This is a genomic window from Amycolatopsis sp. lyj-90 (genome assembly GCF_046549035.1).
Taxonomy (GTDB): Bacteria; Actinomycetota; Actinomycetes; order Mycobacteriales; family Pseudonocardiaceae; genus Amycolatopsis.
The window spans coordinates 348,572-372,606 of the sequence record NZ_JAJPWP010000003.1 but is presented as its reverse complement, the minus strand read 5'-3'; the positions used below and the strand labels follow the sequence as shown (position 1 = coordinate 372,606).

Below are 24,035 nucleotides of genomic sequence, written 5' to 3'. Positions count from 1 at the left end.
GGCCCCATGACGGCTGAACTCACCGCGGCACCCCGCCTCGCACCGGGCAGCCGCACGACGGCGAGCGTCGAGATCGTCATCCCGGTGCTCAACGAGGAACGCGCCCTGCTCGGCTGCATCACCACGCTGAGCGCGTACCTCGGCGACGACTTCCCGTTCCCCTGGTCGATCACCATCGCCGACAACGGCAGCACCGACCGGACCTGGGAGATCGCCACCGAGCTGGCCGAGCGGAACCCGCGCATCTCCGCGCGGCGGGTGCCGGTCCGCGGCCGGGGCGCGGCGATCAAGGCGACGTGGGGGTCCAGCACCGCCGACATCGTCGCCTACATGGACGTCGACCTCTCGACCGGTCTGGAGGGCCTGCTCCCCCTGATCGCGCCGCTGGTCAGCGGGCACTGCGAGATCACCATCGGGACCCGGCTCGGGAACGGCTCGCGGATCCGCCGCAGCCTCAAACGCGAGATCGTCTCCCGCACCTACAACGCGATCACCCGGCATGTGTTCGGGCTGCGCAGCACCGACACGTCCGCGGGCTTCAAGGCGGCCCGGCGCGAAGCCGTGGCCGGGCTGCTGGACGCGGTCGAGGACGACCACTGGTTCTTCGACACCGAGATGCTGATGCTGGCCGAGCACAACGGCCTGCGGGTGCACGAGGTGCCGCTGGACTGGGTGGAGGACGTCGATTCGCGGGTCAAGGTCACCCAGACCGCGATGGGGAACCTCAAGGGCCTGGTCCGCGTGGGCCGGGCGATCGCCGCCGGGAAAGGGCGTGTGGACGTGCCGGAGATCCCGCAGTTGCGCGCCACCCATCCGGACGCCGTGCTGGCCCAGCCCCGGGCCGCGACACTGGCGAAGTTCCTCGGGTTCGCGGTGATCGGCGCCATCTCGACAGTGCTCTACACGCTCTTGTACCTCCCCTTGCGTGTCCCGCTGACCCCGGCGGGGGCGAACCTGGTCGCGCTGGTGCTCGTCGGGGTGGCCAACACCGAGGCGAACCGGCGCTGGACGTTCAACCGCGGCGGCGGGCACCGGCTCGGCTTGCACACCCGGGCCGCGATCCTGTTCGCCACCACGTATCTGCTGACCACACTGGCCGTGACCGGGCTCCACCTGATCGCCCCGGGCTCCGGGCCGGTCGTCGAACTGCTCGTGCTCATCGTCGCCTACGGGCTGATGACGCTGCTGCGGTTCGTGGCCCTCGACCGCTGGGTCTTCGCCCAGCACCGGAAGGAATCCCAGTGAAGACGGCGGACATCACCCGGATCACCGAGATGGAGGACCGCCACTGGTGGTTCCGGGAGAAGCGGCACCTGCTCGCCGACGAGCTGAAGCGACTCGGCCCGCCCGGCCGCGCGCTCGACATCGGCGCGGCGGGCGGTGGCAACACGCGGGTGCTGCGCGAGCGAGGCTGGGACGTCGTCGCCACGGACTACGACGAGAACGCCGTCGAGATCGCGCGCTCGCGCGGTCTCGACGCGATCCACGCCGACGCCCGTGACCTCCCGCTGCCGTCTTCGTCGTTCGATCTGGTGGTGGCGTTCGAGATCCTCGAGCACATCCAGGAAGACGACCAGGCCGCCGCGGAACTGTTCCGGGTGCTGCGGCCCGGCGGTTCCGCGCTGATCAGCGTCCCGTCCGGAATGGACCTGTGGTCGGCGCACGACGTCGCGGTCAGCCACGTGCGCCGCTACGACCGGGCCTCGCTGCGGAAGGTCATCGAAGACGCCGGCTTCGTCGTCGACGAACTGTGGAGCTGGAACGTGCTGCTCCGGCCGGTCGTGGCGCTACGGCGGCGTTCGGCTCGCGGCAACGAACTCAACGAGCACACGCCCTGGCTGGTCAACCGCGCCCTGACCGCGATCGTCACGGCCGAGCGCTACCTCCCGACCCGTTCGCGGCGCGGCGTCTCGCTGATCCTGAAGGCGCACAAGCCTTAGCTGCTGGAAGTACGTGAAGGCCCCCTTGCCTACCTTGAGGGTAGGGAAGGGGGCCTTCACGTACTTGGGTCAAGTCCGGTCACGCGGCAGACCGGACCCCGAACGCGAAGAAGGGCCGTTCACCACAGAAACCTGTCGTGAACGGCCCTTCCCCGTCGGACCTAAGCCGCGCGAAGCCCGGCCGGAGGGACGTCCCAGGCGGTGCCGCGGTGCTCGAGGTACCAGTCCACCGTCTTCGTCATGCCCTCCTCCAGCGTGACGAGGGACTCCGGCTCGATGCCGACCGACAGCAGCGTCGAAACGTCGGCCGTGACCGGGGTGTTCGGTGTCTCACCCGGCCGCATCGGCAGGTCGGTGATGCCCACCCGCGGGTAGCCGCGCTGCTCGCAGATGTCGATCACCAGCTCCGCCACCTCGCGGATGGTGACCGATTCGGCGGGCCCGATCTCCACCGTCTGCTCCAGTACCCGTCCCTCGGCGGCGGCCTCCAAAGAGGACACCAGCGTGCGGGCCACGTCGCCGACCCACACCATGTCCGAGACCTGCCGTCCACCGCCGTAGAGCTCCACGGGGATGCCGGACAGCGCCCGGCAGACCAGCGCCGGGGTGATCTTGCGGACCTTGCCCGCGGCGAACGGCGGCGCGGCCTTCTGGCGCGGACCGTAGGCGTTCACCGCGCGGACGCAGTTCACCCGCGTCCCGCGGTCCGCGTTGAACATGCGGACGAACCGTTCGACCGTGGTCTTCGAGATCGAGTAACTGTTGTTCATCCAGTGGTTGCCGACGCAGATGTAGACGCCGGGCAGGTCGTACTGGGCGACGGCCTCGAGGAAGTTCAGGCCGCCCATGACGTTGGTCTCCACCGCGGGCCGCGGATTGGTGATCGTCTCCTGGGTGCCCAGTACGGCCGCCAGATGGATGATCCCGTCGCAATGCGCCGCGAGCTCGGTCAGCGCCGTCGCGTCACGGATGTCGCCCAGCATGACCTCCCACGGGCCGCCGTCCCCCTCGCCACGATGGTCGAACACGACCGGCGTATGCCCTCGCGCGGCGAGCTCCTCGCAGACGTACTGCCCGATGAACCCGGTGCCACCGGTAACACCAACCTTCATTTTTGCCACCTTTTCCCGATAGGCTGGGAATTTCAGGACTTTTCCTTTTCGCAGAATCCCATCGGCGGCTCGGCCCGGACGCCTCCAATACTGCCGCGAAGGGCGGTAATGGCGGGCGAATTCAGCCCAGGAACTTCTTGAGCGCGTCGATGACCTGGGCAGGCTGTTCCTCGGAAAGGTAATGCCCGGCCCCGGCGATCTTGACGACCTGAGGGTCGGCCGCCTTCGACGGCATCACCTGGAGGAAGTACTGGTGGTTGAACTCGCCGGCGAGGCCCAGCACCGGCATGGTCAGCTTCCCGTACGCCGACCCGGCCGCGATGTCCTGGTTGAGCGTCCGGTACCAGCCGTTCCCGGCACGGACGGCCTCACGCGACTCGTAGGCGCGCGCGTAGACACTCCGGTCGAAGTCGCTCACCGCCCCCGGTACCACCGAAAGCTGGTTGATCATCGCGTCCACGAGGTACCGCGAGCGGCCGGAGACGAGTTGCTCGGGCAGGCCCTGCAGCTGGTTGAACGTCCACCACCACGGCGAGAACTGGCCGGGGCCCGAAGGCAGCAGCGGCAGCTGATAGAGGCTCTTGTCGGGCGCGACCACGTCCATCAGCGCCAGCTTCCCGACCGACTGCGGGTACTTGATCCCGTAGCTGTGCGCGACCATCGCGCCGATGTCGTGGCCGACCACGTCCGCCTTGGCGTACCCGAGTTTGGCGACCAGCGCGTGGACGTCGGCCGCCAGCGTCTCCTTGTCGTAGCCCGACTCAGGCTTCGACGATCCGCCCATCCCCCGCAGGTCGACGGCGATCACGCGATGGTGCGCGGCCAGCGCCGGCATCACCTTGTGGAACGTCCACCACGTCTGCGGCCAGCCGGGCAGCAGCACCACCGGGCTGCCGGAACCACCGGCGACGTAGTGCAGCCGGACGCCGTTGACGTCGGCGTGAGAGCTCTCGAATTTACCCGGCAGCGAGCGCGCGAGCGCCGCGTCGGACTGTCTCCACCCCGTGTTCGCCGAGGCCCCCGCCCCCGCTCCCCCCACCAGTACCACCGCCGCGGCCGCGGCCAGCGCCGTCATCACCTTTTTGGACTTACGCATGAAATTCGCTCCCACCGCGAGGGAATGGTTACTCGACACCTCAATAATCAGCCGAGGGGACCGTGAAACGCATCTCGCTTGTTGCGGAGGAGAAAAAAAGGAATTCGTGGCGGCCGAATGTCTTCACGGCCGAAGTCGTGAGTGGCGATGCGGATTCCGGCCCGAATCGCCACTCACGACCGTCCACGAGACCGCTCACGCCGCGCGCGACTCGCTGCCCGGACGGGGAATCTCCGTCACGGTCGCCCCGGTGGCGGGACGCCGCCGGTTGGCCCGCAGCACCTTGCGCATGATGCCCGGCTTCATCAGCGCGGTCGGCGGATCGACCAGCCCGGCCACCCGCATGAACGCCGCCGTGATCTCGGGATCGACCGTCGCCGCGTACTGGACCTTCGCCATGTAGGCGTTGCCCATCTTGACCTGGAGCGTCCGTTTTCCTTCCGCACCCGGGAAGTCGAGGTCACCGCTGGTCGAGATCGCCCACGGGTCGTTGATGACCTTGCCGATCTCGCGCAGGAACTTCCGCGAGTCCGGCTCGGACCGCCGGGCGAGGTGCTCGCGCAGCGCGATCGCCTCCATCGACGCGACCGTCATGCCCTGGCCGTACACCGGGTTGAAGCTGCAGAACGCGTCGCCGAGCACGAACAGCCGCTCCGGGAACCGCTTGAGCCGTTCGTACCGCCGTCGCAGGCTCGCCGGGAACTTGAACGTCACCGGCTCGATCAGCGGCTGGGCGTCCTTCACCGCTTCGTAGATCTCCGGGACGGGCAAGGACTTCACGTACTCGAGATAGCCGCGCGCGTCGGTCGGCGGATGGTCGCCGAGGATCCCGGTCAGCGAAAGGATGCACTCGGTTTCGTTGACCTGCCCGAAGAACGCGCCCCTCGGATGCGCGGGCGAGGCGACCGGGTTGATCGACTGCCAGCCGCCGAACATCTCCGGCCGTTTGCGGAACATCCGGGTGGTGTAGGCCAGCCCGATCTTCACGCGCTCCTCGGCGGGCCGTTCGAAACCCAGTTCCTCCAGCCAAGCCGGCGTCCGCGAGCCACGTCCGGAGGCGTCGACGACCAGGTCCGCGCCGAGGCGCTCTTCTTCCGACGCGCCGTCCCGTGCCTGCACGCGGACCCCGATGATCCGCTTGCCCTCACGCGTGGCGAGCAGGCCGTGGACGTCGGTGCGTTCGCGGTAGGTGACGTTCGGCAGCGCCGCGGTGCGCAGCCGCAGGTGGTGCTCCAGTACCGGGCGCAACGCCGTGATCGACGGCAGCCCGCTGTCGGCGGGCATGACCTGCGTCCCGTTGAAGAACCACTTCATCCGCGCGAGGTCGCCGACCGGGATGCCGGAGTCCCGCAAGTCGTCCAGCAGGCCGGGGAAGAGCTCTTCAAGGATGAAATAGCCGCGCGCGTGCAGTCCGTGCGCGTGCCAGGTGTGCGGAGTGCCGCGCCGCGGCTTGTCCACGCCGAGCACCTCGTCGCGATCGACGACCACGACCTCACGGTAGAACTCGGAAAGCACTCTCGCCGCCAGGGTGCCGGCGACACTGCCGCCGATCACCACCGCGCGTTTGCCGACGGGTTCGTTCATGACCATGGCTCCTTGACGCTCAGGCCGCGAGGTCGTCGGAGGCGGGCGGGGCCTGACCGATCGTGGCGGTGGGGACAGCGGGGGCGGCCGTCTTGACGCGCCGCGCGGTGCGCAGCACGCCGACCACCAGGCTGGGCCGCATCAACGCGGTCGGCGGGTCGACCAGGCCGGCGGCCCGGAAGAACGCTTCGGTGAACCGGCCGTCGACGGTCGCCGCGGAATGCAGCTTCGCCATGTAGGCGTTGCCCATCTTGACCTTCAACGGACGCGGACCCTCGACACCGGGGAAGGCGAGGTCGCCGCCGGCCGAGATGTCCCACGGCACGTCGATGATCGGGCTGATCTCCTTGAAGAACCGCAGCGGGCGCACCCCGCCCTCGTCGAGGTGCTTGCCGAGCTGGTCGGCCTCCATCGCCGCGACCGTCATGCCCTGGCCGTAAACCGGGTTGAACGCGCAGACGCCGTCCCCGATCACCAGCATGCCTTCGGGGAAGCGGCGCAGCTTGTCGAACCGGCGGCGGACACTGGCGGGCACCTTGAAGCTGGTGATCTCGCTGATCGGCTTCGCGGTGCGCACCGCCTGGTGGATCTCGGGCGCGTCCAGTGTCTTGGCGAACTCGAGGAAACCCTGGGCGTCACGCGGCGGGTGGTCGCCGAGCAGGCCGGTCTGCGACAGCAGGGCGACGTTCCCCGGCAGGTTCACGAAGAAGGCGCCACGCGGATTGGCGGGCGAGGCGACCGGGTTGATCGCGAGGTCGTCACCGAACGGGTCGGTGTCCAGCTCGAAGATCCGCGAGGTGTAGGCGAGGTCGATCTTGATCTTCTCTTCGGCCGGGCGCTCGTAGCCGAGCTCTTCCAGCCACACCGACGAACGGCTGCCGCGGCCGGTGGCGTCGACGATCAGGTCCGCGTGGATCGTTTCGGGTTCGGCGTCGTCGCCTGCCACCAGGACGCCGGTGATCCGGGTCTGGTCCCCGGTCGCGACCAGCGATTGGATCACCGTGCGCTCGCGGACCTCGACGTTCGGCAGCGAGAGAACCCTGGCCCGGACGTGCTCTTCGAGCTCCGGGCGGGTCGCGGAAACGCTGAGCAGGCCGGAGTTCTTCTGCTGCAGGCGTTTCCCGTTGAAGTACCAGCGCAGGCTGCCGGAGAGGTCGCCGCTGGGGATCCCGTCGGCGGTCAGTTCCGCCTGCAGGCCGGGAAAAAGGTCTTCGAGGATCTGCTGGCCGCGTGCGAGCAGCGCGTGCGCGTGGTGCGCCTGCGGTACGCCGCGACGGGTACCGGTGACGTCGACGATCGTGTCACGCTCGACGATCACGACGGCGCGGTAGCGCTCCGAAAGTACGCGAGCGGTCAGCAGGCCGGCCATGCCGCCGCCGAGCACGACGGCGCGTTCGCCAAGGTATTCGCCCATCGCGGGATGCCTCCAATAGGTAGTCGGCCGGGCCGTCGGAGTCCGACACGTGAAGAATCGTCGTCCGCCCGGTTCCCTGGAGCGTCTCTTCGACTGCGGTTTCCCGCGCACCCCACACCACCGTCTCGCCGAATGCGTTGTGAGGCAACGGGTTCGGCAGAACAGGGCCGGTCGGTTCTCGAGTGGATCTCAATTCCCCGTTGTTAGCGTCGGTCAAGTAATTCCGGCCGTCGGCGTAGTTGGAGAGGTGTCATGCGCACAACGACCCAGATCCTCGTGATCGGCGGTGGCCCGGCGGGTTCCACCGCTGCCGGGCTTCTGGCCAAGGAGGGCTTCGAAGTCACTCTTCTCGAGCGGGAACACTTCCCGCGCTACCACATCGGCGAATCGCTGCTGCCCTCGTGCCGCCCGATTCTCGAGCGCCTCGGCGTCTGGGACAAGATCGCGTCGGCCGGCTTCCAGCCCAAGGGTGGCGCCTACTACTTCTGGGGACCCGAGGAGTGGGAGGTGCGCTTCCGGCAGCACGGCCGTGACGGCAGCACCAGCGCGTGGCAGGTCATCCGCGCCGATTTCGACAAGATCCTGCTCGACCACGCGCGCGAGGTCGGCGTCGACGTCACCGAGGGCATCGCGGTGAAGAAGCTCGACTTCGACGGCGACCGTCCGGTCGCGGCGCACTGGGCCGAGGCGAAGAACCCGGCCAACTCCGGCCGGATCGAGTTCGACTACCTCGTCGACGCCTCCGGCCGCGGCGGCGTGATGGCCACCAAGTACCTGAAGAACCGCAAGTTCCACAACGTCTTCCGCAATGTCGCCGCCTGGTCGTACTGGAAGGACGCGAAGGAGCTGGACCGCGGGCCGCGTGGCGCGATCACCGTCGCCTCCGTCGGCGACGGCTGGTTCTGGGGCATCCCGCTTCCCGACGGCACGATGAGCGTCGGCCTGGTCACCGGGAAGGACTCCTTCAACGCCGCGCGCAACGAACTCGGCGGCGTGGATCCGGTCTACCACAAGGCGATCGGCGACTGCCCGGCGATACAGCAGCTGCTGATCGAGGCCGAGCAGGTCACCGAGGTCAAGGTCGAACAGGACTATTCGTACGCGGCCGAGCAGTTCCAGGGCCCCGGCTACCTGCTCGCGGGCGACGCCGCCTGCTTCCTCGACCCCCTGCTGTCGACCGGTGTGCACCTGGGCACCTACAGCGCGCTGATCGGCACCGCCGCGATCAGCAGCGTCATCCGCGGGGAGATCAGCGAGACCGAGGCCTGGGACTTCTACGAGGTCGTCTATCGCCGCGCCTACGAACGGCTGCTGGTGCTGGTGTCCACCTTCTACGAGAGCTACCGCGGCAAGGAGCACCACTTCTTCCGCGCGCAGCAACTGTCCGAAAAGGACTGGGGCGGGATGGACGTGCAGGCCGCCTTCGACCGGTTCGTCACCGGCATCGCCGACCTCGAGGACACCGAAGAGGTCTACCGCCGGATCCAGGGTCACCTGCTCGGCGACGAGAGCGGCAAGCACAACCCGCTCGACAACCTCAACCGCGTCCACGAGCACAAGCAGGCACCGGAGAAGCCCGAAAAGGCGATCAACGGGTTGTACCTGAGCTACGAGCCGCAGATCGGCATCCGGCGCGCGTGAGCGCCTCCGCACCTCCACCGGCCTAGGGAAAGGTTCCTCATGTCAGCCACGCTCCACGGTATGCCCGAGCGGTTCGACGTCATCGTCATCGGTGGCGGCCCGGCAGGCGCGACCTGTGCCGGGCTCCTCGCCCAGGAGGGGCATACGGTCCTGGTCCTCGAACGCGAACGCTTCCCCCGCTACCACATCGGCGAATCCCTGATCCCGGTCGGCATGCGCCCGCTCAAGGAGCTCGGCCTGCTCGAGCGCATGGAGGCCCGCGGCTTCGAGCGCAAGTACGGCGGCAGCCTGGTGTGGGGAAACCGGGACGTGCCCTGGAACTTCTCGTTCATGAAGGCCGCGGAAGGCACCTACGCCTACCACACCCGCCGCGCCGACCTGGACTCGCTGATCCTCGACCGTGCCCGTGAACTCGGCGCGTACGTCGTGGAGGAGACGACGGTCAAGGACGTGCTCCAGTCCGACACCGGCCGGGTCACCGGTGTCCGGTTCACCCTGCGCGGCTCGGCGGGCGAGTACGAGGCCACCGCCTCGCTGGTCGTCGACGCGTCCGGCCAGTCCCGGGTGATCGGCCGGAAGTTCAGCGACATCACCTGGCACAACGAGCTCCGCAACGTCGCCGTCTGGACCTACTACGACAACTGCGAGCGGCTGCCCGGCGACGAATGGACCAACATCCTCATCGAGGGCACCGACGAGGGCTGGTTCTGGGGCATCCCGATCGACAAGGGCACGATGAGCGTCGGCTACGTGACCAAGTCGGACGTCGCCAACGCGGACGACCAGTCGCTGGAACAGATCTTCCTGACCGAACGGGACAAGACCACCCGGCTCAAGGGGCTGCTGGCCAACGCCCGTCAGCACGCGGGGTACCGGACGGCACGGGACTGGTCCTACACCAACGAAACCTTCTACGGCGACGGCTGGGTGCTCGTCGGCGACGCGGCCGCGTTCGTCGACCCGCTGTTCTCCACCGGTGTCGCGCTGGCCACGCTGGCGGGCAGCTCACTGTCCAAAGTGGTCCACCAGGTCCTGGAACACCCGGCCATCGAGGAGAAGGCGCTCGACCGGTACGCCGGCAACTACCGCGCGTTCTTCGACGAGATCCGGACCTTCGTCGAGCGGTTCTACGACCGGACGAAGTACAAGGAGTACTACTACGACCTGGCGCAGGAAATCGTCGACCCGGAGCAGCTCAACGCGCCGAGCACCGACTTCGTCACGCTGATCTCCGGCCTGTCGGGCAAGCACCCGCTGCTGAACATCAGTCTCGACGACCTGATCGCGAACGTCGTCGAACCCTGACCGAGGAGCGGCACTGGTGGAGATCAAACCCCGCACCGGTTTCCGAACCCTGTGGGTCTACATAGGACTGGTCGTCGTCCCGGTCGTGGTCGCGATCATCCTGCTGTCACAGGGCGACGACGGCGGCAGCGTCTCCGGCACCAAGGCGGCGGCCGGGCCTTCGCTGGCACAGCTGCTGCTGGCGATCACCGTGGTGGTCGGCGCGTGCAAGGTGGTGGGCTGGCTGGCCCAGCGGATCGGGCAGCCCGCGGTGATCGGCGAGATCACCGCGGGCATCCTGCTCGGCCCGTCGGTGCTCGGCGCGCTCTGGCCTTCGGGCGCGGCCACGTTGATCCCGAAGGCGACGGTGCCGCAGCTGAACGTCGTGGCGCAGCTCGGCGTGATCTTCTTCGTGTTCCTCGCCGGGCTCGAGCTGAACACCGAGCTGTTGCGCGGACGCGGGCGGCTCGCGGTGGTCGTCAGCCATGTCAGCATCGCGCTGCCGTTCCTGCTCGGCGTCGGGCTCGCCATCTTCGCCTACACCCGGTTCGCGCCCGGCGGCGTCGGATTCCTGCCGTTCGCGCTCTTCTTCGGGGTGTCGATGAGCATCACGGCGCTGCCGGTGCTGGTGCGGATCCTGCACGAGATCGGGCTCTTCCGCAGCGAGGTCGGCGTCGTGGCGCTCACCTGCGCGGTGGTCGACGACGTGACCGCGTGGAGCCTGCTGGCGCTGGTGATCGCGCTGACCACGGCGTCCTCGCTCGTCGGTGTCGTGCTGACGGTCGTGCTGACGGCGGCGTTCGTCGCGCTGCTCGGGCTGGTCGTGCGGCCGCTGCTGCGCAAGGTGGTCACCCGGACTCCGGCGGCGAGCCTGCAGAAGGCCGCGCCGCTCGCGGTGGTCGGCGTGCTGCTCTGCGCGATGACGACCGAATGGATCGGGGTGCACGCGATGTTCGGCGCGTTCGTGTTCGGCGTGGTCTTCCCGCGGGACAACCCGGTCGCGACCTGGTTGCACGACAAGGCCGGCGGGCTGACGACGGCGTTGATGCTGCCGTTGTTCTTCGCCTACAGCGGGCTGCGCACCGACATCGGCCTGCTTTCCGGTGGCGGCGCGTGGCTCTGGTGCGGCCTGATCCTGCTCGTGGCCGTGGCGGGCAAGCTCGGCGGCTCGGCGCTGGCCGCACGCGCGGTGGGCGAGAGCTGGAACCGCTCGCTGCAGGTGGGCACGCTGATGAACTGCCGTGGCCTGACCGAACTGGTGGTCCTCAACATCGGTCTCGACCTCGGCGTGCTCTCCCCGACGCTGTTCACCATGCTGGTGATCATGGCGCTGGTCTCGACCGCGATGGCGGCGCCGATGGCGACCTGGTTCGCCCGGCGCGACGGCCGGAACGTGGTGGATTTCCCCGGCCGCACCTCCGAACGTGCGGCGGCCTGATCCACCGGCAAGCAGGAAGACGCCGCATCGTCCGCCCACTGCGAAGCTGGGACCGTCGACAATCTAGGAGGTCAAGGTGTCGAGCACCGATGTTCCGACGCGGGAGGAGCTGGTCCGCCGCGTGGCCGAACTGGCTCCCGCACTGAAGAAGCACTCGAACTGGTCCGAGCAGAACCGGCGGGTGCACGAGGAGTCCATCGAAGCGCTGGCCGACGCCGGTGTCTTCAAGCTGCGCCGCCCCAAGCGGTACGGCGGTTACGAAGCCGACACCCGCACCCTGGTCGACGTCGCCACCGAGATCGGCCGCGCCGACGGCTCCACCTCCTGGGTGGCCTCGGTGTACTGGATCCCGACCTGGATGGCCTGCCAGTTCCCGGAGGCGGTGCAGGACGAGGTGTTCTCCACCCCGGACGTCCGCGTCTGCGGCACGTTGAGCCCGTCCGCGATGGCCGCACCGGTCGACGGCGGGGTCGTGGTGAACGGCAAGTGGGGCTTCATCAGCGGGGCGCTGCACGCGCAGTGGCAGGAGATCATCGCGATCCTCGTGCCGCCGGAGGGCGAGCCGTACCCGATCATGGCGCTGGTGCCGATCTCGGATCTGCTGATCGTGGACGACTGGGACACCTCGGGCCTGCGCGGCACCGGCAGCGTTTCGACGGTGGCCCAGGACGTCTTCATCCCGGCGGAGCGGGTGCTCCCGCTGCCGGCGGTGCTGGAAGGCCAGGGCACCGCTTCGGCGTCGATCTACCGGGCGCCGTTGCTTCCGGTCGCCTCGGCGTCCTCGGTGGGAACGCTGGTGGGGATGGCGAAGGGCGCGCAGGACACCTTCCTCAAGCGCCTGCCGGACCGCAAGATCACTTACACCGCCTACGATTCGCAGCGCGAAGCCCCGATCACGCACCACCAGGTGGCCGAGTCGGCGCTGAAGATCGACGAGGCCGAGTTCCACGCCCACCGTCTGTCCACTTTGGTCGACACGAAGACGGCGGACGGCACCCCGTGGAAACTCGAGGAACGCGCGATCGCGCGGGCCGACCTCGGCGCCGTGGTCCGCCTCGCCAAGGAGGGGATCGACATCCTCGCCTCGGCTTCCGGTGGCTCGTCGATCTACCAGGGCATCCCGATCCAGCGCATCGCCCGCGACGTCGCCGCGGTCAACCTCCACGCGCTGATGCACCCGAACACCAACACCGAGCTGTACGGCCGCGTGCTCTGCGGGCTCGAGCCCAACACCCTCTACATCTAGGAGGATTCCCCGATGACCACGACCGAAACCGGCACCGGCACCGCCGCCGACCAGGCGGCGATCGCGGCGCTGACCCAGAAGGTGATCGCCGCGTGGGCCTACCACGACGCCGACGCGTTCGCCGGCGTCTTCACCGACGACGGCACGATGATCCTGCCCGGCGTCTACAAGAAGGGCCGCGAGGAGATCCGGTCGTTCCTCGTGGAATCCTTCGCGGGCAACTACAAGGGCACCCAGGTCACCGGGCGTCCGCTGGAGATCCGCTTCTTCACCCCGGACTCCGGTGTCCTGATCACCCAGGGCGGCGTGCTCGGCCCCGGCGAGACCGAGGTCGCGGACTCCCAGTCGATCCGTGCCTCGTGGACGGTCGTCAAGCGGGACGGCGCCTGGCACCTGGCGTCCTATCAGAACACCCCGGCCAAGCAGCAGCTGCCCAAGCCGGGCACGGCCGCCTGACCTCTCCCCACCGGAACCCGGGCCGCAGGGCCCGGGTTCCGCGCTGTCCGCTGTCCGTGAAGGCCTCCTTCCCTACGCTCAAGGTAGGGAAGGAGGCCTTCACGGACAGCTGTCTATCCGATGGTGAAGACCTCGACGGGGTGCGGAATGCGGATCTCCCCCGCGGCGAACGTGCCGAGCTCGCTCACGGCGTCCAGCAGCTCCGCGCGACTCGTCCCGCCACACCACGGCTGATGCCGGGCGAAGGTCAGGAACTCGAGAAGCCGGTGTGACGGCTCGGAAACCGGCACCACGATCTCCGCGCCCACCGTGACGGACCGGAACTCGACGCCGAACCGCGTCAGCTCCTCCGCGAGTGTCTGCGCGAACAGCGGACGCACCACGCCCTGCCGCGCGAGGGAATCCGCGAAGGGACCGTTCAGCCGGTTCAGCGGGGTCACCGCGACGAAGAGCCGCCGGTGCCGGTTGCGGGCCTCCTTCAGCGCCGCCATGCCGTCGTCGGCGCCAAGGTAGCACAGCGACTGGACGAACAGGCCGTACTCGGTCGCCGTGATCCGGCTGTCGGCGACGTCGGCCATGCTCGCCGTGAACACGCGGTGGCCCCGCACCTTCGGCAGCCCGGCCAGCTCCGCGCGCAGGCGTGCCACCGCCTCGCCGTTGGTGTCGACGCCCTGGAACCACACCGTTCTCCGCGGTACCCGCGCGATCAGCTCCAGTTCGAACATGCCGAACCCGCAGCCGTAGGACGTCAGCTCGAGATCGGCGCCCGCGCCGATCTGTCTCGACGTCTCCTCGGCCATCAGCCGCTGCTGATCGGTCAGGCTCCGGAAGGTGGCATTGCAGGTGTTGTAGTCCAGTTCGTCCATCAGCGCTCCCTGGTCAGGCCCCCGAAACACCGAAGCCGTGGCGCACACGCGCCACGGCTTCGGCAGTCGAGCGACGAATACTCAGATCCGCTTCTTCAGGGCACGTACCGAAAGTGCCCCGAAAACGATCGCGATCACGGCAGCCCAGACGAGCGACCAGATCACCGCCGAGGTGACTCCGGCGCCACCGTTCATCAGCCCGCGGCACGCCTTGAGCAGGATCGCCACCGGGCTGACCTCAGCGAACGCCTGCAGCCAGGACGGCATCGACTCGACCGGCGCGAAAACCCCGCTGACGAAGTTCAGCGGCAGGATCACCGCGAACGCGAACACCTGGACCTTCTCCGCCTGGTCGGCGGCGACGCCCACCAGCGTGGGCACCCAGGAGAACGCGATCGCGAACACCAGCAGGAGCAGCCCGGCCGCCAGCACGCCGAGGAAGCCCTTTTCCGGCCTGAAGCCGAGCAGCAGCCCGACTCCGACCACGAGCAGCACGGACCAGACCTGCTTGAACTGGTCGCCGACGATCCGGCCCGCCAGCGGCGCCCAGCGCGCGATCGGCAGCGAACGGAACCGGTCGAACACGCCCTGGGAAAGGTCGGTGTTGAGGCCGATGCCGACGTTGATGGTCGCGAACAGCATGCTCATCACCAGCATGCCGGGGATCATGAACTGCAGGTACGCGTGCCGGTCGCCGGAGATCGCGCCACCGAAGACGAACGTGAACAGCAGCGTGAAGATGATCGGCTGGAAACTGATGTCGGCGAGCTGCTTCGGTTCGTGCTTGACCGAAACCGTGCTGCGCCAGGCGAGGGTGAACATCTGCGAGATGCCCTGGAAGAACCCGACCCGGGACGAGAGCTGCCGCGGCAGCGCCGTGGTGGCGGTGGTCATCGGATCTCCTCCTCGGGCTCTTCGGCCGTCTCCTCGGCGGGGCGCCCGGTCAGGCTCAGGAACACCTCGTCCAGGCTGGAACTGCGCAGGGACAGTTCGCCGATGACGATGCCCGCCTCCTCCAGCCGCCGGACCGCGCCGGGCAACGCCGCCGGGTCGGTGACCGGGACGCTGACGACCTGGCCCGAGACGTCCGGGGTCACGCCGGCGATCTCGCCGACCAGCCGCACGACCTTCTCGAGGTCGGCGGCCTGGGTGCCGCGCACCGTCAGGCGCTGGGCGCCGGTGCTGGCCTTGAGCTCGTCAGGAGTGCCCTTGGCGATCACCTTGCCGTGGTCGACGACCACGATCTCGTCGGCGAGGGCGTCGGCCTCTTCCAGGTACTGCGTGGTCAGCAGCACCGTGACGCCGTCAGCGACCAGGCCGCGCACGACCTCCCACAGCTCGAGCCTGCTGCGCGGGTCGAGCCCGGTGGTGGGCTCGTCCAGGAACAGCAGCCGCGCGTCCCCGACCAGGCTGGCGGCCAGGTCGAGCCGACGGCGCATACCGCCCGAGTAGCCCTTGGCCGCCCGGTCGCCCGCCTCGGTGAGGGAGAACCGCTCCAAGAGCTCGTGCGCGCGGGCCTTGGCCGCCCGCCGCGAAAAGCCGAGCAGCCGCCCGATCAGCAGCAGGTTCTCCACCCCGGTCAGGCTTTCGTCGACCGAGGCGTACTGCCCGGTCAGGCCGATCAGCTGCCGTACCTGGTGGGCGTCCTTCTGGATGTCGTATCCGGCGACGGTGGCGTGGCCCTCGTCCGGCGTCACCAGTGTGGACAGGATCCGGACCGTGGTGGTCTTCCCGGCCCCGTTCGGGCCGAGGACACCGAGCACCGTGCCCGTGCGAACAGCCAGGTCGACCCCGTCGAGCGCGGTCGTCTCGCCGAACCGTTTCACCAGCCCTTCGGCGTGGATCGCGAATTCCGTCTCGTTCCCCCGCTGTCCCGGGCCGGCCCTCGACGCGGTCGCGGGTTCGACGTTCTGCAACATGACGCACTACCTTCCTGTTCCTCACCGAGACGTTCTCGTGCGGTTACATCATGCGACCGAGCGCCGCACAGGAGCAGTGAATGATTAATCTTTTGAGTATGAATTCTTCATTTTCGGGATGAATATCCCAGTTTGCCGATCGTCGTACCGGCGCCGAGAGTACCCGAATCTCGCGCGGTCGATCTTCTCCATAAATGCGGTCAATAACCGTGGTCCCTTACCGAATTCCGCTGCTAACCTGCGAAAGTCAACCACTTCGGGAAACGCATTACCCAAACCGGGAAGGATCGTCACGGTCATGGTCGCCGTCATCACCGCCGCCCCGCGGACCAGCACGGTCTTCGCCGGATTCACCGCGTACGGCGCCTTGTGGGGGCCTTATCTTTCGATGCTGCCGGACGTCCGGCACGCCACCGGCGCGGGTGAAGCGCAACTGGGTGCCGCATTGCTGATCGGTGCGCTCGCGGCGATGCCCGCGATGTTCGCCATCGGCAGGCTGCTCGACCGATTCGGCCGCCCGGTCGCGGTCGCGACCTTCGCCGGATTCGCGCTCATCGCGCCGATGCCCGCACTCGCCGGATCTGTTCCGGCGTTGTTCCTGACATTGGGATTGTTCGGATTCGGATCCGGCGCCTGCAATGTCGTCGTGGTCGCGCTGGCCGCGTCCGCCGAAGCGGGCGACGGGCCCCGCGTGATGAACCGCGCGCACGCGTTGTTCAGCGTCGGCCTGTTGACGTGCAGCCTCGGCACCGGGGCGGCCCGGACGGCGGGCGTACCCGCCGAAGTGATCGCGCTGACGCTTTCGACGCTGGTCGTCATCGGCGCCTTCGCGGCGAGGAAGTCCGTACCGGGACGCCTGGTGCGGCAGGGCAAGGAACCGGGACGGCGGCTGAAGCTCGCCCCGGCGATCCTGCTCCTGTGCCTGCTGGCCGGGCTGGCCATGGTCGTGGAAAGCGGGGTCCAGCAATGGAGCGCGGTGTTCCTGGCCGACGTCACCCGGGCGCCGGTCGGGATCTCCGCGGCCGCGCCCGGCATCTTCGCCGCGGGGATGGCGCTGGGCAGGCTCGGCGGGCACTGGATGGCGGGCCGCGCGTCGGACCGCTGGGTGCTGCTCGCCTCCGGCGCGCTCTCCGGGGTGGGCGTGCTGCTGCTTTCGATGGCCGACGCGCCGGTGCACGGCCTGCTCGGCACCGCCGTGGTCGGCGGCGCGATCTCGGTGTCGACGCCCACGGTCTACGGCCTGATCGGACGCGGGACGACCCCGGAGGACCGCGGCGCGGTGATCGGCTCGGCCGCGTCGCTGGCCAGCGTCGGCCTGCTGCTCGGTCCGGCCGTGGTCGGCCAGATCGCCGGCCACACCGACCTGCGGTTCGCCATCGCGGCACTGTCCGTGGCCTCGGTCGCGGTCTGCCTGCTCGCGTTGCGCATACCCGCCCGGAATCAATGAACGGAGGATGATCCCCATGGCCGACGTCACGGGAGGCAGCGGAGGCGCTGATTTCGCCGAAGGGCGGCACCGGCGGCTGCTCGTCGGGGACGGCGTCCCCGACGGGTGCCCCATCGGTTCCCGCCACCGCGACGGACAGCGCGAATGGCTGGTGAGCGGCTATTCCGAAGCCCGCGATTTCCTGCGCGACAAGCGATTCAGCCGGGCGGTACTGGCCGAGACGGCCCATCCGCGCGGCCCGGCCACCCGGATGTCGGTGACCGAGCTCGACCCGCCGCGGCACACGCGGATCCGGAAGCTGATCGGCGGCGCGTTCTCCGCTCGCCGCGCGGAGCAGTTGCGCGAGTACGTCGAAACCTCCGCCTCGGACCTGCTCGACAAGCTGATCGACGACGGTCCCACCGCGGATCTGATCGCCGATTTCTGCGCCCCGCTGACCTTCACGTCGCAGGCCGAACTGCTGGGTGTGCCGCCGTCTCGCCGTGAGGCCGTCCGCAAACGCGCGAACGGGCGGCTCGGCGAGCCCGGCTCGTCGCGATCCGCCGTCTACCAAGGCGAACTGCTGCTGCACGACGAGGTGACGGCGATGCTCGCCGACACCGAGGACCCGCCGTCCGGGCTGATGGCGGAACTCGTCGAAGCACACCGCTCGGGGGTGCTCGAGGAAAGCGAGCTGACCGGACTGGCGTCGTCACTCTTCTTCGACGGGCACGCGCTGGCGGCCGCGCAGATCGCCAACTCGGTGCTGTGCCTGATCTCCCGGCCGGGTCTACTGGGCTCGCTGGACTCGAATCCGGAACTGGTGGAGGCCGCCGTCGAGGAGGCGTTGCGGTACAGCCCCGCGGTGAACTTCAGCATGACCCGGGTCGCGACGGAGGAGGTCACCCTCGCGGACACCCGGATCGAACCGGGCGACCTGGTGACGGCGCTGCTGTCGGTGGTCAACCGCGACGAGGACGTCTTCACCGAGCCCGACCGGTTCGACGTGGACCGGCAACCCCGGCACCTGTCCTTCGGGCACGGCACGCACCACTGCATCGGCGCCCACCTCGCCAGGGTCGAGATCCAATCGGCGCTGCGCGCGCTTTCCCGTCGTGCGCCGCTGCTTTCCCTCGCCGTGCCCGAATCTTCGCTGACCTGGACGGTCTCTCCGACGATGCGGACATTATCGGCGCTGCCGGTCCGCTGGACTTCTTCCGGTGTGCTCGATCCTTTGGACCGTCGCGCACCGTGGTGGGAGGATCGCCGAGCGGCCTGAACCCAGGCTTCCGGTCAACGAAAGGAATTCGTCATGCGCGAGATCGCCGCAGGACTGTTCGTCACACTCGACGGTGTGGTGGAACGGCCCGACCGCTGGATGGATCTCTACTGGTCCGACGAGATGACCGAGGGCATCAACGAGAGCCTCGACGCCTCGGACGCCGTTCTGATGGGCAAGGACACCTACCTCGCCTTCGAACAGTTGTGGAAGCCGCAGGGCGACAGCAACCCGATGGCGGCGTTCCTCAACGGCACGCACAAATACGTCGTTTCTTCGACCCTCGACGAAGCGACCTTGACCTGGCCGGACACGAGCCTGATCACCGGCGACATCGCGGGCGCGATCACCCGGCTGAAGGAGGAATCCGGCAAGGCGATCCGGGTGCCCGGATCCCCGAAGCTGGTTCGCTGGCTGCTGGCCGAGGACCTGCTGGACGAGCTCGCGCTCAACGTCATGCCGTTGGTGGCGGGCGAGGGAATGCGGCTGTTCGAAGACGTCGGCAAGGAGATCCCGCTGACGCTGACGAGTGCGAAATCGCTGAAAACCGGCGTCGTCGGCACCGTCTACACCCGCGCCTCCTGAATCAGGAGCCGTGAAATTTTCATTTCTCCGTCGTGACGATCACATAACCCGACATAGCGCGAACGGGCTACCGGAGAACCATCGGCGCTGCGATAATGGCGAGCAGGCGCGACCATTCTCGCGCATCGGCGAAGAAAGGAACCTTCTGTGACTGCCGCAGCCCGCAAGACCAGGCAAAAACCGGCGGGTGAGGGAATCCGCGTCACCGGCGCTCACGAGAACAACCTGAAGGACGTCTCACTCGAACTCCCGAAGAACCAGATCACGGTTTTCGTCGGGGTGTCGGGCTCCGGGAAGTCCTCCGTCGTGTTCGACACGATCGCCGTCGAGGCGCAGCGTCAGCTGAACGCCACGTTCCCCTGGTTCATCCGCAACCAACTGCCCAAACACGAACGCCCGCACGTGGACAGCATCGAGAACCTGTCCACCCCGGTCATCGTCGACCAGCGCCCGCTCGGCGGGAACGCCCGCTCGACGGTCGGCACGGTCGCCGACATCCACCCGCTGCTGCGGGTGCTGTTCTCGCGTCAGGGAAAGCCCAGCGCGGGCAATCCGTCGTTGTACTCGTTCAACGACCCCAACGGGATGTGCCCCGACTGCGAAGGCATCGGGCGGGCGGTGCGCCCGGATCCCGAGCTGATGCTCGACATGACGAAGTCGCTCGACGAGGGCGCGATCCTGGTGCCGGGTTACCCGGTCGGCAGCCCCGGCTGGCAGTTCTACGCCAACCATGACGCCATCAACCCGGCCAAGAAGCTCAACAAGTACACCGCGAAGGAGATGGACACCCTCCTGCACGGCAACGAGGGCAAGGTCCAGCTCACCTTCAAGAACGGCAAGACGCAAACGCTGACGTTCGAGGGCCTGGTCGCGAACTTCACCCGGCGCCACCTCAAACGCGACACCGGCTCGATGAGCGAGAAGACCCGCGCCCAGGCGGAGAAGTTCATCTCCGAGGGCACCTGCCCGGCCTGCCGCGGCGGGCGGCTGAGCACGGCGGCGCTGGCGACCAAGCTGGCGGGCAAGAACATCGCGCAGTGGTGCGAGCTGCAGATCACCGATCTGATCGAGCTCATCCGGTCCATCAAGGACAAGCAGACCTCCGCGATGGCGCAAGGCGTGCTGGCAGCGCTCGAACGCATCGAGGCGATCGGCCTCGGCTATCTTTCGCTGGACCGTGCGACGACGTCGCTGTCCGGCGGTGAGGGTCAGCGGCTCAAGCTGGTCAAGCACCTGGGCAGCGATCTGACCGGGCTGACCTACGTCTTCGACGAGCCCAGCGTCGGCCTGCACCCCCGCGACGTCGGTCGGCTCAACGACCTGCTGCGGGCGTTGCGGGACAAGGGGAACACCATTCTGGTGGTCGAACACGACCCGGACGTCATCGAGATCGCCGACCACGTGGTCGAGATCGGGCCGCGCGCGGGCGTGCACGGCGGCGAGGTCGTGTTCGAGGGGACGTACAAGCAGCTGCGCGCCGGCAAGACCCTCACCGGGGCCGGGCTGGCCCGCTCGGGCGTCGTCAAGGCGGATCCGCGGAGCGCCAAGGGAAAGCTGCCGATCCGGCGGGCCTCGCTGCACAACCTGAAGAACGTCACGGTCGACATCCCGACCGGGGTGCTCACCGCGGTCACCGGCGTCGCGGGCTCGGGCAAGAGCTCGCTGATCTCCGGCGTCTTCCGCGAGGCGCATCCGGACGCGATCTTCGTGGACCAGACGCCGATCGCGGCGTCCTCCCGCTCGACGCCGGCGACGTACCTCGGCCTGATGGACCCGGTGCGCAAGCTCTTCGCGAAGGCGAGCGGCGCGAACGCCGCGTTGTTCAGCTTCAACTCCCAGGGCGCCTGCGAGGAGTGCCAGGGCCGCGGCGTGCTGATCACCGAAGTGTCCTATATGGACCCGATCACGACGCATTGCGAAAGCTGCGACGGGCGCCGTTTCAAGGACGAGGTGCTCGCGCACAAACTGCGGGGCAAGTCGATCGCCGACGTGCTGGAACTGTCGGCGGAGCAGGCCGCGGAGTACTTCACCGAGGCACCGGTGCTGGCGAAGGTGAACGCGCTGATCGAGACCGGGCTCGGCTACCTCGGGCTCGGGCAGGCGCTGAGCACGCTCTCCGGCGGTGAACGCCAGCGGATCAAGCTGGCGGACAGGCTTTCCGGCGGCGGGAACGTCTACATCCTCGACGAGCCGACCACCGGCCTGCACATGACCGACATCGACATGCTGCTCGGCCTGCTCAACGGCATGGTCGACGCGGGTAACACGGTCGTGGTCATCGAGCACAACCTCGCGGTGATCGAGCAGGCGGACTGGGTCATCGACCTCGGTCCGGGCGGCGGCAAGAACGGCGGTGAGATCGTCTTCACCGGCACGCCCGAGAAGCTCCTGGCAGCGGAGAACTCGCTGACCGGCGAGTACCTCAGGCGCTACCAACAGGCCGACTGAGCGACCACGTGAAGGCCCCCTTCCCTCGATCGAACCGAGGGAAGGGGGCCTTCACGCGTCACCGAGCAGGATTCGAGACGCCCCACGCCACCGCGGATCGCCATGCTGAAGGCAGGTTCGTCGGTGAGGAGGCTCGATGGCGGTGCGACTGGCGCTGGCCGGGGGGCTGGAGTGGCTGGATTCGATTCCGGAAAGCGAACGCGCGACGGTTTTCACGGCGTTGTTCGCCATCTGCGACGGATCCGCGTTCTTGACCTACGGCGTATTCAAGGTCGGCGGCGGTCGCGACCGATTCCTGCTGACCGTGGCACCCGAACTGGCGGTCCGGATCCGGATCGACTGGGCCCGTTCGGAGTTCGAACTGCTCGGGTTCACCCGGCGGGCCTTCGGCTGGCCGCGTGAGCTGGACGCGTTGTGAGGCGCCACGGCATCCGGGTGCGGACAGAACACGACCGGCCTAGGCAAAACTCACGAAGGAAAGCGCATTCCCTCGATCCCGTCACCGGGTGATCAAAATAACGTAGACTGACCACGAAGCCACTGAACTGGGGTGCGAGGTGCTTCGTGGTGATCAAAGTGCTGCTCGCTGAAGATATGCATATGGTCCGCGGGGCTCTCGTGGCCCTGCTGAACTTGGAACCCGATATAGAAGTGGTCGCCGAAGTCGCTTCGGGTGACCAGATCCTGCCGACCGCGAAATCGGTCCAACCCGATGTCGCGGTCATCGACATCGACCTGCCGGGCAAGGACGGCTTGACGGCGGCCGTCGAGATCCACGAAAGCCTGCCCGGCTGCCATACGCTGATCCTCACCAGTCTCGGCCGTCCCGGCACGGTCCGGCGGGCGCTGGACGCGAAGGTCAACGGCTTCCTGCTCAAGGACGCGCCGTCGGACAAACTGGCCAACGCGGTGCGGTCGGTCGCGGTCGGGCGGCGGGTGATCGACAGCGAACTGGCGCTGGCCGCCTGGGAAACCGACGACTGCCCGCTGACCGTCCGCGAGATCGAGATCCTGCGGGTGACCGCGCGCGGCCGCACCGTCGCCGACATCGCGGCCGAACTCTTCCTGTCCCCCGGCACGGTCCGGAACTATCTCGCCGCGATCGTCACCAAACTCAACGCCCGCAACCGGGTCCACGCGATCCGCATCGCCACCGACGCCGAATGGCTGTGACTAGAGAGGGGCCGCGGTCACGTGGGTCTCCACCGGGCCGAGCCGCAGCACGCCGTCGTCCAGCGGCACGCAGCGTTTCCTACCAAGGCCCCGGAGCGCACGGAAGGTGCCGGGTGGATAGACGACGTCCATCCAGGCGCAGGGGTTCGCGGGCCGGTGGATCTCGAACCGCACGGGTCCGTCACCGGAGTCCAGCGTGACCACGGACCCCCGCGGCAAGGCGTCCACGTCGAAGCCCGACAGCACCACGTTCCGCCGGGCCGGAAGCGGGTCCCCGGGGACGGACGAAGAGAAGAGCGTCACCGCGGCCGCACGATGCGCGGGATGGTTGAAGTACCGGTCACCGACCAGTCCCAGTCCCGCGCGCACCACGACGTGGTCGCGCGAGACCGGCTCTGGATCGGGACGAGGGCCGTCGGAAGGACGGCCCTCGTAGGCGTGCACGCCGGACACGTGCAGCGCGACGATCAGCGCTCGCCCAGCTGCCATTCCGGCCGCACGTAGTGGCAGGTGTAGCCGTTCGGGATGCGCTCCAGGTAGTCCTGGTGTTCGGGCTCGGCTTCCCAGAAGTCGCCGGCCTGGGTCACCTCGGTGACGACCTTGCCCGGCCACTTGCCGGAGGCGTCGACGTCCGCGATCGTCGCCTCGGCGACCTGCTTCTGCGTGTCGTCGGTGTAGTAGATCGCCGATCGGTAGCTGGCGCCGAGGTCGTTGCCCTGACGGTCGCGCGTCGTCGGGTCGTGGATCTGGAAGAAGAACTCCAGGACCTGACGATACGAGAGCTGCGCCGGGTCGAAGACGATCTCGATGCCTTCGGCGTGCGAGCCGTGGTTGCGGTAGGTCGCGTTCGGCACGTCGCCGCCGGTGTAGCCGACCCTGGTGGAGACGACTCCGGGGTGCCGGCGGAACAGATCCTGCATACCCCAGAAGCAGCCGCCCGCGAGAACAGCCTTTTCCGTCACTGTTGATCTCCTCTGGTCGTTGACACCCAGTACAACGTGCCGCACCCTCCCTGTCATCCCCGTCCAAGTGTGACGGAACGCTTACGTCCTCCGTGCGTCTCACCCTGCGTGAAGCCTGCAAGTGGCTTTGCACAATGTGAGTACTCAGCGTGAAAAAGATGGGCCG

22 protein-coding genes are annotated in these 24,035 nt (G+C 68.3%); 13 read left to right on the top strand and 9 right to left on the bottom strand.

All coding sequences use genetic code 11. From position 1 onward, the window contains the following. The first annotated feature begins 6 nt into the window (after positions 1–6). Complete coding sequence (locus tag ACLJPX_RS13195; RefSeq protein ID WP_410600327.1) at positions 7–1,245, top strand: glycosyltransferase; 1,239 nt, start codon at positions 7–9, stop codon at positions 1,243–1,245. Then, entirely contained in the window at positions 1,242–1,940 is a 699-nt protein-coding gene (locus ACLJPX_RS13190; protein ID WP_410600326.1) for a class I SAM-dependent methyltransferase, read from the top strand. The genes ACLJPX_RS13195 and ACLJPX_RS13190 overlap by 4 nt, the downstream gene beginning before the upstream one ends. Before the next feature lie 161 nt (positions 1,941–2,101). Here the strand turns inward: ACLJPX_RS13190 and ACLJPX_RS13185 are convergent, their stop codons facing one another. From ACLJPX_RS13185 to ACLJPX_RS13170, 4 genes are all read right to left on the bottom strand, one after another. After that, positions 2,102–3,052, bottom strand: a complete 951-nt coding sequence (locus tag ACLJPX_RS13185; RefSeq protein ID WP_410600325.1) for an NAD-dependent epimerase/dehydratase family protein — start codon at positions 3,050–3,052, stop codon at positions 2,102–2,104. Between the two features lie 121 nt (positions 3,053–3,173). Next, entirely contained in the window at positions 3,174–4,148 is a 975-nt protein-coding gene (locus ACLJPX_RS13180) for an alpha/beta fold hydrolase (protein ID WP_410600324.1), read from the bottom strand. A gap of 195 nt (positions 4,149–4,343) precedes the next feature. Beyond that, entirely contained in the window at positions 4,344–5,732 is a 1,389-nt protein-coding gene (locus tag ACLJPX_RS13175) for an FAD-dependent oxidoreductase (RefSeq protein ID WP_410600323.1), read from the bottom strand. Between the two features lie 19 nt (positions 5,733–5,751). Next, the gene (locus ACLJPX_RS13170) at positions 5,752–7,146 is read right to left on the bottom strand and encodes an NAD(P)/FAD-dependent oxidoreductase (RefSeq protein ID WP_410600322.1); all 1,395 of its coding nucleotides are present in this window, start codon (positions 7,144–7,146) and stop codon (positions 5,752–5,754) included. A 252-nt stretch (positions 7,147–7,398) separates the two neighbouring features. Here ACLJPX_RS13170 and ACLJPX_RS13165 point away from each other — a divergent pair, with 252 nt between their 5' ends. The 5 genes from ACLJPX_RS13165 to ACLJPX_RS13145 all read left to right on the top strand — a co-directional run bounded on the left by ACLJPX_RS13165 (position 7,399) and on the right by ACLJPX_RS13145 (position 13,211). Continuing rightward, positions 7,399–8,787: an NAD(P)/FAD-dependent oxidoreductase gene (locus ACLJPX_RS13165; RefSeq protein WP_410600321.1), complete on the top strand. Its 1,389-nt coding sequence runs from the start codon at positions 7,399–7,401 to the stop codon at positions 8,785–8,787. Positions 8,788–8,826: 39 nt separating this feature from the next. After that, positions 8,827–10,092 carry an NAD(P)/FAD-dependent oxidoreductase gene (locus ACLJPX_RS13160; protein ID WP_410600320.1) on the top strand — a complete coding sequence of 422 codons (1,266 nt, stop codon included), beginning with the start codon at positions 8,827–8,829 and terminating at the stop codon, positions 10,090–10,092. 16 nt (positions 10,093–10,108) lie between these two features. Then, entirely contained in the window at positions 10,109–11,509 is a 1,401-nt protein-coding gene (locus tag ACLJPX_RS13155) for a cation:proton antiporter (protein ID WP_410600319.1), read from the top strand. Positions 11,510–11,585: 76 nt separating this feature from the next. Further along, positions 11,586–12,755, top strand: a complete 1,170-nt coding sequence (locus ACLJPX_RS13150) for an acyl-CoA dehydrogenase family protein (RefSeq protein ID WP_410600318.1) — start codon at positions 11,586–11,588, stop codon at positions 12,753–12,755. 12 nt (positions 12,756–12,767) lie between these two features. Further along, complete coding sequence (locus tag ACLJPX_RS13145) at positions 12,768–13,211, top strand: SgcJ/EcaC family oxidoreductase (protein WP_005165897.1); 444 nt, start codon at positions 12,768–12,770, stop codon at positions 13,209–13,211. 113 nt (positions 13,212–13,324) lie between these two features. Here ACLJPX_RS13145 and ACLJPX_RS13140 read toward each other — a convergent pair whose 3' ends face one another. The 3 genes from ACLJPX_RS13140 to ACLJPX_RS13130 form a co-directional block, all read right to left on the bottom strand. Further along, positions 13,325–14,077, bottom strand: a complete 753-nt coding sequence (locus ACLJPX_RS13140) for a hypothetical protein (protein ID WP_410600317.1) — start codon at positions 14,075–14,077, stop codon at positions 13,325–13,327. A gap of 81 nt (positions 14,078–14,158) precedes the next feature. After that, positions 14,159–14,971 (bottom strand): ABC transporter permease, encoded by an 813-nt coding sequence (locus ACLJPX_RS13135; protein ID WP_410600316.1) that lies wholly within the window; start codon positions 14,969–14,971, stop codon positions 14,159–14,161. Continuing rightward, positions 14,968–15,996, bottom strand: coding sequence for an ATP-binding cassette domain-containing protein (locus ACLJPX_RS13130; RefSeq protein ID WP_410600315.1), 1,029 nt, complete (start codon positions 15,994–15,996; stop codon positions 14,968–14,970). Before ACLJPX_RS13130 ends, ACLJPX_RS13135 begins: the two co-directional genes overlap by 4 nt. A gap of 298 nt (positions 15,997–16,294) precedes the next feature. Between ACLJPX_RS13130 and ACLJPX_RS13125 the strand changes: the two genes are divergently transcribed. The 6 genes from ACLJPX_RS13125 to ACLJPX_RS13100 all read left to right on the top strand — a co-directional run bounded on the left by ACLJPX_RS13125 (position 16,295) and on the right by ACLJPX_RS13100 (position 22,907). Beyond that, positions 16,295–17,443, top strand: coding sequence for an MFS transporter (locus tag ACLJPX_RS13125; protein WP_410600314.1), 1,149 nt, complete (start codon positions 16,295–16,297; stop codon positions 17,441–17,443). A gap of 16 nt (positions 17,444–17,459) precedes the next feature. Further along, positions 17,460–18,701, top strand: a complete 1,242-nt coding sequence (locus ACLJPX_RS13120; RefSeq protein ID WP_410600313.1) for a cytochrome P450 — start codon at positions 17,460–17,462, stop codon at positions 18,699–18,701. A 33-nt stretch (positions 18,702–18,734) separates the two neighbouring features. Next, complete coding sequence (locus ACLJPX_RS13115) at positions 18,735–19,286, top strand: dihydrofolate reductase family protein (protein ID WP_410600312.1); 552 nt, start codon at positions 18,735–18,737, stop codon at positions 19,284–19,286. A 147-nt stretch (positions 19,287–19,433) separates the two neighbouring features. Beyond that, on the top strand, positions 19,434–21,734 hold the full coding sequence (locus ACLJPX_RS13110) for an ATP-binding cassette domain-containing protein (RefSeq protein ID WP_410600311.1): 2,301 nt from the start codon (positions 19,434–19,436) through the stop codon (positions 21,732–21,734). Between the two features lie 136 nt (positions 21,735–21,870). Then, complete coding sequence (locus ACLJPX_RS13105) at positions 21,871–22,152, top strand: DUF6235 family protein (RefSeq protein ID WP_410600310.1); 282 nt, start codon at positions 21,871–21,873, stop codon at positions 22,150–22,152. A gap of 146 nt (positions 22,153–22,298) precedes the next feature. Continuing rightward, positions 22,299–22,907 carry a DNA-binding response regulator gene (locus ACLJPX_RS13100; protein WP_410600309.1) on the top strand — a complete coding sequence of 203 codons (609 nt, stop codon included), beginning with the start codon at positions 22,299–22,301 and terminating at the stop codon, positions 22,905–22,907. Here ACLJPX_RS13100 and ACLJPX_RS13095 read toward each other — a convergent pair whose 3' ends face one another. Both ACLJPX_RS13095 and msrA read right to left on the bottom strand, forming a co-directional pair. Next, a complete protein-coding gene (locus ACLJPX_RS13095) occupies positions 22,908–23,396 on the bottom strand; it encodes a molybdenum cofactor biosysynthesis protein (RefSeq protein ID WP_410600308.1) in 489 nt (162 codons plus the stop codon). It lies immediately after the preceding gene. Next, positions 23,375–23,869, bottom strand: a complete 495-nt coding sequence (msrA, locus tag ACLJPX_RS13090; protein ID WP_101610731.1) for a peptide-methionine (S)-S-oxide reductase MsrA — start codon at positions 23,867–23,869, stop codon at positions 23,375–23,377. Before msrA ends, ACLJPX_RS13095 begins: the two co-directional genes overlap by 22 nt. Positions 23,870–24,035: the final 166 nt, after the last annotated feature.

Coding starts and splice junctions, on each gene's coding strand:
- ACLJPX_RS13180 (WP_410600324.1), bottom strand. CDS start 4,148: ATGCGTAAGTCCAAAAAGGTGATGACGGCGCTGGCCGCGGCCGCGGCG.
- ACLJPX_RS13125 (WP_410600314.1), top strand. CDS start 16,295: ATGGTCGCCGTCATCACCGCCGCCCCGCGGACCAGCACGGTCTTCGCC.
- ACLJPX_RS13170 (WP_410600322.1), bottom strand. CDS start 7,146: ATGGGCGAATACCTTGGCGAACGCGCCGTCGTGCTCGGCGGCGGCATG.
- ACLJPX_RS13160 (WP_410600320.1), top strand. CDS start 8,827: ATGTCAGCCACGCTCCACGGTATGCCCGAGCGGTTCGACGTCATCGTC.
- ACLJPX_RS13165 (WP_410600321.1), top strand. CDS start 7,399: ATGCGCACAACGACCCAGATCCTCGTGATCGGCGGTGGCCCGGCGGGT.
- ACLJPX_RS13145 (WP_005165897.1), top strand. CDS start 12,768: ATGACCACGACCGAAACCGGCACCGGCACCGCCGCCGACCAGGCGGCG.
- ACLJPX_RS13140 (WP_410600317.1), bottom strand. CDS start 14,077: ATGGACGAACTGGACTACAACACCTGCAATGCCACCTTCCGGAGCCTG.
- ACLJPX_RS13195 (WP_410600327.1), top strand. CDS start 7: ATGACGGCTGAACTCACCGCGGCACCCCGCCTCGCACCGGGCAGCCGC.
- ACLJPX_RS13175 (WP_410600323.1), bottom strand. CDS start 5,732: ATGAACGAACCCGTCGGCAAACGCGCGGTGGTGATCGGCGGCAGTGTC.
- ACLJPX_RS13120 (WP_410600313.1), top strand. CDS start 17,460: ATGGCCGACGTCACGGGAGGCAGCGGAGGCGCTGATTTCGCCGAAGGG.
- ACLJPX_RS13105 (WP_410600310.1), top strand. CDS start 21,871: ATGGCGGTGCGACTGGCGCTGGCCGGGGGGCTGGAGTGGCTGGATTCG.
- ACLJPX_RS13135 (WP_410600316.1), bottom strand. CDS start 14,971: ATGACCACCGCCACCACGGCGCTGCCGCGGCAGCTCTCGTCCCGGGTC.
- ACLJPX_RS13095 (WP_410600308.1), bottom strand. CDS start 23,396: ATGGCAGCTGGGCGAGCGCTGATCGTCGCGCTGCACGTGTCCGGCGTG.
- ACLJPX_RS13130 (WP_410600315.1), bottom strand. CDS start 15,996: ATGTTGCAGAACGTCGAACCCGCGACCGCGTCGAGGGCCGGCCCGGGA.
- ACLJPX_RS13115 (WP_410600312.1), top strand. CDS start 18,735: ATGCGCGAGATCGCCGCAGGACTGTTCGTCACACTCGACGGTGTGGTG.
- ACLJPX_RS13185 (WP_410600325.1), bottom strand. CDS start 3,052: ATGAAGGTTGGTGTTACCGGTGGCACCGGGTTCATCGGGCAGTACGTC.